Here is an 11,705-nt window from a genome sequence, read left to right as displayed (position 1 = left end):
CAACAGGTTCCATGGCCAATACACCAGACACGCGCGGCGCCGGCCGCGTCACCATTCGCGAAGTCGCCGCTGCAGCCTCCGTCAACGCTTCCACCGTGTCGAGAGTTCTGAATCCGGCCACGCGCCACCTGATCGGCGACGAAGTGGTGCGCAGAGTGCTTGCGGCCGCGAAGTCCCTCGGCTATCGCCAGAACCGGCTCGCCTCCGCGTTGCGCGGCGGTCAGTCAAAAGTGATCGGGGTCTGCCTGCCCGACATCGAAAACCCGGTATTTCCGCCGATCGTCTGCGGCGTCTCGGAAGCGTTGGCTGCCGAGGGCTACGGCGTGCTGATCGCCAATGTCGTCGGCAAGCCGAAGGACCAGGAGCGCATGCTCGAACAAATGCTCGAGCGCCAGGTGGACGGACTGGTGCTCGCGACGGCGTCACGGCACGACCCGCTGGTACGCCGCTGCATGCGCGACGGCGTACCCGTGGTGCTCGTGAATCGCGGCGAGGACGGCGGGCAGGTTCCGGAAGTCGTCAACGACGACTTCCTTTCCATGCGGCTTGCGGTCGAGCATCTGGTCAAGCTCGGGCACACGTGCATCGCGCATTTGTCCGGGCCGGAGCGGCTCGCCACTGGCCTGTCGCGGCTCCAGGGTTTCCAGATCGCGACGCAGCAGCACGGTCTGAGCTCGACCGTCGTATTCGAGGCCGCGGAATTCACGCGCGAGGCTGGCCGGGTGGCGTGCGAGCAATTGCTCAAGACCCACCGCAGCGTCACCGCGATCGTGGCTGCAAACGATCTCATCGCACTCGGCTGCTACGACGTGTTCGCCGCGCTCCGGATCGAGTGTCCCAAAGACATCTCGCTGATCGGCCACAACGACATGCCGCTTGTCGACATGCTGCATCCCCCGCTGACGACGTTGCGAATTCAGCATCACGAGATGGGCCGGCAGGCGGCGCGCCTGCTGCTCGGCATGATCTCGACACCGGGCGCCGCGCCGCTGCGCATCACGCTCCCCCCCGAACTCATGGTTCGAGGATCGACAGCCGCGCCGCGCCAAGCCACGTCGCGTTCGCGCTCAGCGGCACAGGCGCGCTGAGCCGCCGCGCCTTCGCCGCGGTCATGCCGGGTCCTCATGGGCCAGCGCGCGACGCTGCGCCAACCATTCTCGCGGGGCATAGCCGACCTGCGCCTTGAAGAACGTTGAAAACGCGCTCGCGGTGAACCCTAGACCGCGAGCGATTTCCGCAACGGGGAAGTCGAGAGCCAGTGCGCACATGCCGGCGCCGATCTGCGCATGTCTGCGCCATCGCCCCGCGCTCGTGCCAAGCTCGCCGACGAAGATCCGATGCAGGGTGCGGATGCTGACCCCCGCCTGACTGGCCACCTCGTCGAGACGCATGTCCCGGCGCGGATTCAGAATCAACGCATCGCACAGTTTCGCGACCCGGCTGCGTGGCGACGGCATGTCGATGGCGAGTCCCCACGCCCCGTTTCCTGCGGCGCGCAGTTCGTCGAACAGCAACGCAACGGCGGCCTGCGGGGAGCGCGCGAGCGCCTGCCGTCCGTGTGCGGACAGAAGCGACGCGAGCACGCTCGAACAACGCTCGACTCGCCCTGCGCGAACAAATCCGGCGCTCAACGCGGGCGCCACCCGCAACTCGCACAATTGCGCCTCATAGGCCGCGTAGACCCGGAACGCCGCCGAAGGCGGCAACCAGATGCCGCTGCCGCGCGTGAGGCAGTATGCACGGCGTGCGCTGGCGACCCAGATCCCGCCGCGCCCGACATAGACGAACCGTCCGCTCGCATCGCGCGGGAAATCGCGCCATTCCGAGGGCCCGAGTTGCATGTCCGCCACGTGGCAGGCGCGATCGCTCACGCGCGCAGCCTCCGCGAATCGCCGTCGCGCCGCATGTGCTCGCTCAACGCGGGGCCGGTCGCGCGAAAGGCATGGCAAGCAGCAGTCGTGCAGGCCGATCGGAACGGTTACGCAATGCGCGGCGCTCACCAGGCGCGAGCCGGCACGAATCGAACGTCCGCAGGGCGACCTCCCCGTCGTCGGTCGCTACGCAGACCTCGCCTTCGAGCACCACGTAGTGCTTTTCGACCGAAGATGCGTCCATCGACGTGTATCCGCCCGGTTCGAGCGTGGACACGCCGAGCCACAGCGATTCGGCCGGCCCCGCCTCGTGGCCCTGCAACCGCACGCAGCGCATCAGAACGTGATTGGCGGGAAAGTACTCGGGCGCCTCATCAAAGCGGGTCACGTTCATGGCTTGAGCAGCACCCGGTTGGCCGCGCCGCGATACACCGCCTGATAGGCCAGCGTCGCATCGGCGAGATCGAACACGAAATCGTCGTCGATCGGAAACGGCTTGAGCGTGCCTTGCTCGAAATGCGGCCTCAGCACGTCGAACATCAGCGCGGCGTCCTTGGCGTCGAGTGCGAGCGTATCGACGCCGACGTACGTGTGCTGCCCGCGATAGAACGCGAAGATATCGAAAGGCACCGGCCGCTCGATCGTCGAGATGAAAATCTGCGTGCCCCTAACCGCCATTGCCTTGTTGGCGCGCTCGAAATACGGGCTGCCCACCGTATTGAAAACGTAGTCCGCTCCATGACCGTCGGTCATGTCGAGGACGACCTCATCAAGGTTGACCGATGACGCGTCGATCATTTTCACGTCGCCGCTGGCATGACCGATGTAAGGCTGCTCACTGCGCCCGACGCCCAGCACTGTCGCGCCCGCCATCGTAGCGAGCTGGATCGCGGCTTGACCGACCTTGCCGTTGGCGCCGAGCACCAGCACCACGTCGCCCTGCTTCACGCGACCGGCGCGCCGCAGCCCCTCGAAAGCCGTGATGAACGGCACCCCGACGGCGCCCGCTTCATCCATCGTGAGATTGGCCGGTTTCTCGCGCACGCTGTGGGCGGGCACGGCGAGGTAGCGCGCATGCGTTCCGTCCCGCCGGATGCCCAGCTCGCCGCCGCTGCCCCAGACGTCCATGCCGAGCAGATGCGAGGGGCCGTCGATCACGCGGCCGGCGTAATCACGACCGGGCGTGCGCGGCCACACCGCATGGGGCATGAGGCCGAGCGCCGCCTTCACGTCGCTCGGGTTCACCCCTGCACTCTCGATCTCGACGAGACACTCCGCCGCCCCGACCTGTGGAACGGATTGCGTATCGATGTGCAACGCCAGCGAATCGATGTCGATGCTTTTTTGCAGAACACGGACGTTTTTCATACTGATAAGTCTCCTAAACGACGACGTAGGCAGGCTTCGCTGCCTTGTAACGTTCAGCTAACGCCACGTATCTGGCGGCGGACGTCAACAGTCCCTCGCGTTCTTCGTGAGCCAGCGTGCGCAGTAGCCTCGCCGGATTGCCGGCCCACAGCTCGCCGGCGCCGACGACTTTGCGGGATGTCAGTACGGCGCCGGCGGCGAGCATGCCGCCAGACCGGATCACGGCGCCGTCGAGCACCCGCGCGCCGAAACCCACGAAGCCGGCATCCTCCACGGTGCACGCATGCAGGATCGCGCCATGCCCCACCGTGACGTCATCCCCGATGATCACCGGCGAGCCGCCGGTCGAACCGTGAATCACCGTACCGTCCTGAATATTCGTCCGGCAGCCGACCACGATGCGTTGCACGTCGCCGCGCAGCACGCAATTGAACCAGACCGATGCCGAGCGGCCGATCGTCACGTCGCCGACCAGCACCGCGCCGCGCGCGACATACGCGCTCGGATCAACGACCGGCGTGCGAGTTTCGAGTACGCCCTCCTTCATGACAGTCCCAGCATGCCGCGCGCTTCGCGGCAGCTGGCCACCTCGCCGCCGAGCAGGCCCACGATCTCGCGCGCACGCGCGACGAGCGCGGCATTGCTTTCGGCAAGCACGCCCTTCTCGATATAGATGTTGTCTTCCAGGCCGACCCGGACGTGACCGCCCGCGAGCCACGCCTGCGCGACGATCGGAAACTCGAAGCGGCCGATGCCGAACGCCGACCAGACCGCGCTCGCAGGCAGCAGGTCGCGCGCATAAAGCAGGGTCTCCGGCGTGGCCGCGAATCCGTACTTGACGCCCATCACGATCGTCCAGAGGCCGGGTCCGTCGAGCACGCCCGCTTGGATCAGATCACGCGCGAGGTGCAAGTCGCCGGAATCGAAGATCTCGAGCTCCGGCTTGACGCCCGCCTCGCGAATGATGTTCGCCATGCGCGTCACATTCTTCGGCGTATTGATGACGACATCGCCCCCGGAATTCATCGTGTTCAGATCCAGGCTGCAGATGTCCGGCCTGAGCTCGAGAATGTGTTCGACGCGCTTTTCGGGCGGCAAGAGCGTGGTGCCCGGCGCCGCGATTTTCGGATCGTTGTCGCTCGGTATGAAACGCCCGCCGGGGCCCGTGGTGAGATTGATGATCAGCGCGTCGTCGACGGCGCGGATCCGTTCGATAACTTCGCGGTACAAAGCAACGCCCATCGAAGGCCGGCCTGTCGCCGGGTCGCGCACGTGAATGTGGACAGCCGCGGCGCCCGCCTGCGCGGCTTCGAGCGACGCGGTCGCGATCTGCTCGGGCGTGATCGGCAAGCCGGGATGCTGCTCGGGGCGCGTAAGGTTGCCCGTCACCGCACAGGTAATGATGGTCTTGCGGGAATGCATGCAGGCCTCCGGGGAATCAGTTCAAGCGTCGGCCGCCGTCGACGACGATCGTCACGCCGGTGCTGAACGTCAGGTGCGTGGCGCACGCTTCGATCGCGGCCGCCACGTCGTCAGGTGTTCCGATTCGGCCGAGCGGCGTCGTTGCTGCCGCCTTGTCGTTGAAATCGGCACTGCGCCCCGGCACGAATGCCGTGTCGACGACGCCCGGCGACACGTTCAACACACGGATGCGCGGCGCGAGCGCGCGGCCGAGCGAGGCCGTCATCACGTCCAGTCCCGCCTTGGCCGCGCAGTACGCGATGTTGCTGCCCGAGCCGGTAGAGCCCGCGATAGACGACACGTTGACGACGAGGCCATCTCCCGACTCGTCCAGCAGCGCGCGAAACGCGCGGATGGCGGCGAACTGGCCGCGCCAGTTGACCTTCATGATCTCGTCGATCAGCTCGTCGGTCAGCGCATCCAGATCGGCGTGCTTGACAGCCTGAGTGAAACCCGACGCGTTCACGAGCATGTCAGCGCGTCCGTATTGCGCGCGGACCTGCGCAGCGAGCGCGTTCAGGCTGCTGCTGTCCGTGATCGACGCGACTGCCGAGCCGTGCCCCGAACCAGGCAAGGTATCCGCTATCTGCCGCGCTTTCGTCTCGTCGCGCTGGCCGACGATCACCACGCGCGCGCCCGCAACGGCCAGACCTTTCGCGGTTGCGGCGCCGATCCCTCCTGTGCCGCCGAGAATGACGGCTACCTTTCCTTGCAGCGTGCTGGACACGGGCATGCTCCTCTCTACTGAATGGGCGGCGTGGGGTACGTCGGCGTCCCCTCGGCCAGGATGAAGTCGAAATCGAGGGTGTAGTACGCCCCACCGACTTCCGCGTGCGGCCCCGAACCGTTCTCATGACGCTCGAACACACCGACAAGACGCCGGTTCACACCGAATACGACATCCGATTCGAGGTGCTCCGAATCGTCTGCAAACACCTGGGACACGAGCGTCGCGTAGCCCTCGGCGAAGATCGCGAAATGCAGGTGCGCCGGCCGGTATGGGTGACGTTGCTGCAGCGCGAGCAACGTGCCGACGGGGCCGTCGGTCGGCACCGGATAGCCTGCGGGGCGGACGCTCCTAAAACGGAACGCGCCGCTTGCGTCCGTATGGAAATGACCCCGCAGGTTCATGTCGGGCTGACTGGCATCCTGGTTCTCGTACAAGCCGACCGGCGATGCTTGCCACACGTCGACCTTCGCGTTGGGGACCGCGCGGCCTTGCTTGTCGAGCACACGTCCGCGAACGAACAGCGGCGAACCGGGCGACTCTTCGCACGCGATGCACTGGCCGTTCTTGTAGGCCGGCGAGCGACCGCGGTAGAACGGCCCGAGTAGCGTGCCCGGAGTCCGCTCGCTCGCGTCCGAGTTGTTCAGCAACGCCACCAGCGTCGAGAAGCCCAGCGCATCGGCGAGCAGGACCATTTCATTGTGCTTTTCGTGACATGCCTGCCCGACGTCTTTCAGGAATGCCAGGCCCTTTTCGAACTCTTCGTCCGTCAAGCGCACCTGTTTCAGGAACGCATGGCCGTGATCGACGAGCGCGTCGACGATTTCCTTCAGCCTCGAATCCTGCGTGCCGGACATGGCGGCTTTGACGACCTCGGTGACGGACTCCACGTCGTCGATAACGCCTTTCGGAATGGTTAAGTGGGACACGATTCAGCTCCTATGCAACCGTTTGCATAACGGAACTGAATATACGCGTCATTACGTGCCGGGAAATTGGGCGTTAACCCTAGTCGCGGTGTAGCGTGCGGTGCAACTCAAGAGCCAGGATAAGCAATCGTTTGCATAATCGATCGCAGTCAAGGAAGACGTGAAGGAAGCCGGCACGAAGGTCGGGCACGGTGCGCGTGATGCAGCGCATGCGACGGCCTGCGGGGCGAAGAAAACGGGGCACTGGGTGGCGAATACCACCGAGCTTGGGTACCACGCGACTAAGAACGCGATTCATAACGCGACGCGTGACAGCGGGACGAGTGAGAAGGCAAAGCCGGACGAGGAGAAGCGATAACGTGCTGCGCGTGCCGAGATAGGCGCAAACATTCACCACCACTCGCACTCAGCACACTCGCTTACTGCCTCACGCGACGTCGCTGAATTCGCCCGATAAGCGATCTGACGGCCAAAAACACAAAAGCCCTGCAAGTCGTCGAACTTACAGGGCTTTGCTGATATTTCTGGCGGAGAGAGGGGGATTCGAACCCCCGATAGGCGATTAACCTATACACGCTTTCCAGGCGTGCGACTTAAACCACTCATCCATCTCTCCGGCGGGACGCGCATTATAGCAAACTTCGGGCCCTGTGCCACCCACCTCCCACTCCTCCCCTGTCACGGGTGCCGAATGTAGTCCACGAGCGCCGACGTATAAGCATCCGGCTTGCGATCCAGCAGGCTCACGACGATCGTCACCGCGAACCCCGCCGGCACGCCGAACACGCCCGAGCTGATCGGCTCGATGCCGAACCAGCGCTGCCCGGCGAAGCCCGTCAACTGCGCGAAATACGGGTACGTCGACACGATGTAATAGACGCACACCACGAGCCCCGCGACCATGCCCGCCACTGCGCCGAGCTTCGTCGTGCGTTTCCAGAACACGCCCAGCACCAGCACCGGAAACAAACTCGACGCCGCCAGCGAAAACGCCGCCCCCACGAGAAACAGAATATTCCCCGTATTGAGCGACGCCACATACGACGCGAACAACGCCACGCCCAGCAGCAGGATCTTCGATATCGTCACGCGCCGCTGGCTCGACGCCGACGGATCGACCATGTGGTAATACACATCGTGAGAGAGCGCGTTGGCGATCGTCAGCAGCAGACCATCGGCCGTGGAAAGCGCGGCGGCCAGCGCCCCCGCCGCGATCAACCCGGACATCACATACGGCAGCCCGGCGATCTCCGGCGCGGCGAGCACCACCATGTCGGGCTGCATCCGGATCTCGGACCAGCGGATGATGCCGTCGCGATTGGTATCGGCGACGCCGATCAGCGACGGCTCGACGCGATGCCACTGCGTCACCCATTGCGGCCAGTCGGCAAACGAATGGCCGACCAGGTTCGTCAGGATCTCGTACTTGATCAACACCGCAAGCACCGGCACGGTCACATAGAACAGCGCGACAAAGAAAAGCGTCCACCCGACGGAACGCCGCGCCGCGCTCACCGACGTCGTCGTGTTATAGCGCGTCAGGATATGCGGCAGGCTCGCGGTGCCAAGCGACAAGCACAGCAAGAGCGACAGGAAATTGCGTTCATGGATGCGCCGCTCGTCCTCGCTCGGGGCGGGAAACGCCTCGTGCATCGGCACCGGATCGGTTGCAAGCGCAAGCATTTCGTCGCGCTCCTGTGTCCAGACGATGCGCGCCGCCGCGGCGTCGTGCGGAAACTCGGAAAGCTCGCGCTCGCGTTGGTCGATCTCGCGTAACGGACCGTTGTGCCGCCGCAGTTCGGTGATCTCGTGGGCGAGCCGCCCTTTCTCGTCGTCATACGACGCAGGCAGCGCCGCGATCCGCGCATCGATCTGCGTCGCGCGCTGCCGGTACCACGCACGCACGCTCTCTTCTTTCGGCGCGACGCGCACGTCGTGCTCGAGCGTTTCGAGCTTCTCCATCAAGCGGCCGTAGCTCAACTGCGGCACCCAGCCGAGGCCGTCCTTGTGCGCGATCATCGACACCGGAATCAGAAACGCGCTGATCAAGATGATGTATTGCGCGACCTGGGTCCACGTCACTGCGCGCATTCCGCCGAGGAACGAACAGACGAGTATCCCGGCCAACCCGCACGAAATACCGATCGCAAAGTCGACGCCGATAAAGCGCGTCGCGATCAGCCCGATCCCCTGGATCTGCGCGACGAGATAGACGAACGAGCAGAGGATCGCGGCGAGCGCGGCAAGCGCGCGCACCGTGTTGCTCGAAAAACGCGTGCCGAGAAAATCGGGAATCGTATAGCGAGCGAGCTTGCGCACATATGGCGCGAGCAGGAAAGCCGTGAGGCAGTAGCCGCCGGTCCAGCCCATCAGGTACGCGAGACCGTCGTAGCCGGTCGCGTAGAGCGACCCGGCAAGGCCGATGAACGATGCCGCCGAGAGCCAGTCGGCCGCCGTCGCCATCCCGTTGAACGCCGACGGCACACGCCGCCCGGCCACGTAGTATTCGACGAGATCGGACGTGCGCGACAAGAGCCCGATTACCGCGTACACCGCGATCGGCACGAACAGGAACACGTAGCCGACCCATACGCCCGCGCCGGTCGTGCGCTCGATCCGCCACAGCACATAGATGAACGCGAAGAAGCCGAGCGTGTAGAGCGCGTAGGCGCGAATCAGCCGGTGCGTGAGCGTCATCGAACGGCTTCCGTCGCGCTGTCGGCGTTGGCCGCGTCCGCATCGAAGGCGCGCCGCAGCGTGCGGTCCGCGCGCTGCATCAGCACGATATAGACGGCGATCAGCACGAGGTAGATCACGATCGCGCCCTGCGCGCCGAGATAGAACGGCAGTCGAAAACCGGCGATCCGCACGGCCGATAGCGGTCGCGCCAGCGCCGGCACGACGAACGACACGAAGAAGCCGATCGACATCAGCACGGCGATCAGCGCGACATTGAAGCGCCAATAGCGCCGATGGGCGCGCGCCATCGCCTCCGTGACCGGCGGCGGTTCGGGTGGAGGGTTCAGCGGGAGAGCGTGTGGTGTGTGGGGCGCGGCCATGCGCCTATGTATCAAAAAGGCACGGCGCGGACAATCGGGATTGTCCGCGCCGTGCCTCTACTTCGCGACTTGGCGACTTCCTGCAACGACTCAATGCGCCAGGCTATGAAGCCCGGCACCGCAGCCGCCGACGCTCGCCGCCCGCTTAAAGCGCCTCGCCGAGCTGATCGAGAATCGCGGGATTCTCGAGCGTCGACACATCCTGCGTGATCGCCTCGCCCTTTGCGAGCGAGCGCAAGAGACGGCGCATGATCTTGCCGGAGCGCGTCTTGGGCAGGTTGTCGCCGAAGCGGATGTCCTTCGGCTTCGCGATCGGCCCGATCTCCTTGCCGACCCACGCGCGCAGTTCGTTCGCGAGCTTCGCGGCCTCGTCGCCCATCGGACGCGCACTCTTCAAGACGACGAACGCAACCACGGCTTCGCCGGTCGTATCGTCCGGACGTCCCACGACGGCCGCTTCGGCAACCAAAGGATTCGACACCAGCGCCGACTCGATCTCCATCGTCCCAAGCCGGTGGCCCGACACGTTGAGCACATCATCAATGCGGCCCATGATCGTGAAGTTTCCGGTGACCTTGTCGCACACGCTGCCGTCGCCGGCGAGGTACAGCTTGCCGCCGAGCTCCTCGGGGTAGTAGCTCTTCTTGAAGCGCTCGGGGTCGCCCCAGATCGTGCGGATCATCGACGGCCACGGACGCTTCACCACCAGAATCCCGCCCTGCCCGTTCGGCACGTCCTGCCCGGTCTCGTCGACGATCGCAGCCGTGATGCCCGGCAGCGGCAGCGTGCACGAGCCCGGCACGAGCGGCGTCGCGCCCGGCAGCGGCGTGATCATGTGGCCGCCGGTTTCGGTCTGCCACCAGGTATCGACGATCGGGCAGCGCGCGCCGCCGACGTTCTCGTAGTACCACATCCACGCTTCCGGGTTGATCGGCTCGCCGACCGTGCCAAGCACGCGCAGGCTCGACAAGTCGTAGCTCTTCGGATGCACCTTCGCGTCAGCCTCGGCGATCTTGATCAGCGAGCGGATCGCGGTCGGCGCCGTGTAGAACAGCGTGACCTTGTGCTTCTCGATCATGTTCCAGAAGCGGCCGCCGTCCGGGTAGGTCGGCACGCCTTCGAACATCACCTGCGTGGCTCCCAGCGCGAGCGGCCCGTAGGCGATGTAGGTGTGTCCGGTGATCCAGCCGATGTCGGCGGTGCACCAGAAGATATCGGAGGGCTTCCAGTCGAAGGTCCACTTGAGCGTCTGCGCGGCCCACAGCACGTAGCCGCCAGTGCTGTGCTGCACGCCCTTCGGCCGGCCCGTGGAGCCCGACGTGTAAAGCACGAACAGCGGATGCTCGGCGCTGACCCATTCGGGCGCGCAGGTGTCGGATTCGTTGGCGACGAGTTCGTGCATCCACAAGTCGCGGCCTTCGCTCCAGGCCACCTTGCCGCCCGTGCGCCGGTAGACGATCACGCTCTTGACCGCCTCGCAGCCGCCCATCGCGAGCGCCTCGTCGGCGATGTTCTTGAGCGGCAGCGCCTTGCCGCCGCGCATCTGCTCGTCCGAGGTGATCAACGCGACCGCGCCGACGTCGACGAGCCGCTCGTTGAGCGACTTCGACGAGAAGCCGCCGAACACCACCGAGTGCGGCGCACCGATGCGCGCGCACGCCTGCATCGCGACGACGCCTTCGATCGACATCGGCATATAGATCACGACACGGTCGCCCTTCTTCACGCCGCGCTTCTTGAGCGCATTCGCGAAGCGGCTCACGCGCTGCAGCAGGTCTTGATAGGTGACGCGCGTGACGGTGCCGTCGTCGGCTTCGAAGATGATCGCGACGGTATCGCCCTTGCCCGCTTCGACATGGCGATCGAGGCTGTTGTACGACGCGTTCAGCTCGCCATCTTCGAACCACGTGTAGAACGGCGCATTCGATTCATCGAGCACCTTCGTGAACGGCTTGTGCCACGCGAGCGTTTCGCGTGCGAGCTTGGCCCAGAAGCCCTCGTAATCGCGTTCCGCTTCCGCGACGAGCGCCCGGTAGGCGTCCATGCCGGAAATTGCCGCATTGGCCACCACGTCCGCGGATGGCGGAAAAACGCGGCTTTCGTGAAGAACCGATTCAATCGTAGACATCGACAACCCCTTCATGAAGGTGAAAGTGAATCCGGTATCCGGCGCGCTTGGGCGCGCCTTGTATATGGAACGCAGCTTTGGTGCTGCGCTTGTCCCCAAACCCTCACGCGTACCGCTTGCCGTGGTACGCGCCGTCGACGTGCCGCGCCTGAGACTGCGGAT

At 65.1% G+C, this 11,705-nt stretch carries 11 protein-coding genes and 1 tRNA gene; 1 reads left to right on the top strand and 11 read right to left on the bottom strand.

Annotated elements, in window-relative coordinates:
• Window positions 1-11 precede the first annotated feature (11 nt).
• Window positions 12-1,088 carry a LacI family DNA-binding transcriptional regulator gene (locus AAHK20_RS00145; protein WP_449179399.1) on the top strand — a complete coding sequence of 359 codons (1,077 nt, stop codon included), beginning with the start codon at window positions 12-14 and terminating at the stop codon, window positions 1,086-1,088.
• Window positions 1,089-1,109: 21 nt separating this feature from the next.
• On the opposite strand, the gene AAHK20_RS00140 is transcribed toward AAHK20_RS00145, so the two are convergent.
• The 11 genes from AAHK20_RS00140 to acs all read right to left on the bottom strand — a co-directional run bounded on the left by AAHK20_RS00140 (window position 1,110) and on the right by acs (window position 11,543).
• Window positions 1,110-1,871: a helix-turn-helix domain-containing protein gene (locus AAHK20_RS00140; protein WP_449179398.1), complete on the bottom strand. Its 762-nt coding sequence runs from the start codon at window positions 1,869-1,871 to the stop codon at window positions 1,110-1,112.
• Between the two features lie 43 nt (window positions 1,872-1,914).
• Window positions 1,915-2,265 (bottom strand): cupin domain-containing protein, encoded by a 351-nt coding sequence (locus AAHK20_RS00135; protein ID WP_449179397.1) that lies wholly within the window; start codon window positions 2,263-2,265, stop codon window positions 1,915-1,917.
• Complete coding sequence (locus AAHK20_RS00130) at window positions 2,262-3,239, bottom strand: quinone oxidoreductase family protein (protein ID WP_449179396.1); 978 nt, start codon at window positions 3,237-3,239, stop codon at window positions 2,262-2,264. The genes AAHK20_RS00135 and AAHK20_RS00130 overlap by 4 nt, the downstream gene beginning before the upstream one ends.
• A gap of 13 nt (window positions 3,240-3,252) precedes the next feature.
• Window positions 3,253-3,786: a gamma carbonic anhydrase family protein gene (locus AAHK20_RS00125; protein ID WP_449179394.1), complete on the bottom strand. Its 534-nt coding sequence runs from the start codon at window positions 3,784-3,786 to the stop codon at window positions 3,253-3,255.
• A complete protein-coding gene (locus tag AAHK20_RS00120; protein ID WP_449179393.1) occupies window positions 3,783-4,661 on the bottom strand; it encodes a beta-keto acid cleavage family enzyme in 879 nt (292 codons plus the stop codon). Before AAHK20_RS00120 ends, AAHK20_RS00125 begins: the two co-directional genes overlap by 4 nt.
• Window positions 4,662-4,677: 16 nt before the next feature.
• Window positions 4,678-5,433: an SDR family NAD(P)-dependent oxidoreductase gene (locus AAHK20_RS00115; protein ID WP_449179392.1), complete on the bottom strand. Its 756-nt coding sequence runs from the start codon at window positions 5,431-5,433 to the stop codon at window positions 4,678-4,680.
• An 8-nt stretch (window positions 5,434-5,441) separates the two neighbouring features.
• Window positions 5,442-6,284 (bottom strand): dioxygenase family protein, encoded by an 843-nt coding sequence (locus tag AAHK20_RS00110; protein ID WP_449180028.1) that lies wholly within the window; start codon window positions 6,282-6,284, stop codon window positions 5,442-5,444.
• Between the two features lie 597 nt (window positions 6,285-6,881).
• Window positions 6,882-6,972 (bottom strand) — tRNA-Ser (locus AAHK20_RS00105).
• 62 nt (window positions 6,973-7,034) lie between these two features.
• Window positions 7,035-9,053 (bottom strand): sodium:solute symporter family protein, encoded by a 2,019-nt coding sequence (locus AAHK20_RS00100; protein WP_449179390.1) that lies wholly within the window; start codon window positions 9,051-9,053, stop codon window positions 7,035-7,037.
• A complete protein-coding gene (locus AAHK20_RS00095; protein WP_449179389.1) occupies window positions 9,050-9,415 on the bottom strand; it encodes a DUF4212 domain-containing protein in 366 nt (121 codons plus the stop codon). Before AAHK20_RS00095 ends, AAHK20_RS00100 begins: the two co-directional genes overlap by 4 nt.
• Before the next feature lie 145 nt (window positions 9,416-9,560).
• A complete protein-coding gene (gene acs, locus AAHK20_RS00090; protein ID WP_449179388.1) occupies window positions 9,561-11,543 on the bottom strand; it encodes an acetate--CoA ligase in 1,983 nt (660 codons plus the stop codon).
• Window positions 11,544-11,705: the final 162 nt, after the last annotated feature.

Source organism: Trinickia camelliae (genome assembly GCF_053525655.1).
Note: the sequence above shows the minus strand (reverse complement) of the source record. Positions and strands in the feature narration are given on the sequence as shown.

Bases quoted from the DNA above. Each gene is read 5' to 3' on its own strand.
- AAHK20_RS00145 (WP_449179399.1), top strand. From the start codon at position 12: ATGGCCAATACACCAGACACGCGCGGCGCCGGCCGCGTCACCATTCGC.
- AAHK20_RS00135 (WP_449179397.1), bottom strand. From the start codon at position 2,265: ATGAACGTGACCCGCTTTGATGAGGCGCCCGAGTACTTTCCCGCCAAT.
- AAHK20_RS00130 (WP_449179396.1), bottom strand. From the start codon at position 3,239: ATGAAAAACGTCCGTGTTCTGCAAAAAAGCATCGACATCGATTCGCTG.
- AAHK20_RS00125 (WP_449179394.1), bottom strand. From the start codon at position 3,786: ATGAAGGAGGGCGTACTCGAAACTCGCACGCCGGTCGTTGATCCGAGC.
- AAHK20_RS00120 (WP_449179393.1), bottom strand. From the start codon at position 4,661: ATGCATTCCCGCAAGACCATCATTACCTGTGCGGTGACGGGCAACCTT.
- AAHK20_RS00115 (WP_449179392.1), bottom strand. From the start codon at position 5,433: ATGCCCGTGTCCAGCACGCTGCAAGGAAAGGTAGCCGTCATTCTCGGC.
- AAHK20_RS00110 (WP_449180028.1), bottom strand. From the start codon at position 6,284: ATGTCCGGCACGCAGGATTCGAGGCTGAAGGAAATCGTCGACGCGCTC.
- AAHK20_RS00100 (WP_449179390.1), bottom strand. From the start codon at position 9,053: ATGACGCTCACGCACCGGCTGATTCGCGCCTACGCGCTCTACACGCTC.
- AAHK20_RS00095 (WP_449179389.1), bottom strand. From the start codon at position 9,415: ATGGCCGCGCCCCACACACCACACGCTCTCCCGCTGAACCCTCCACCC.
- acs (WP_449179388.1), bottom strand. From the start codon at position 11,543: ATGTCTACGATTGAATCGGTTCTTCACGAAAGCCGCGTTTTTCCGCCA.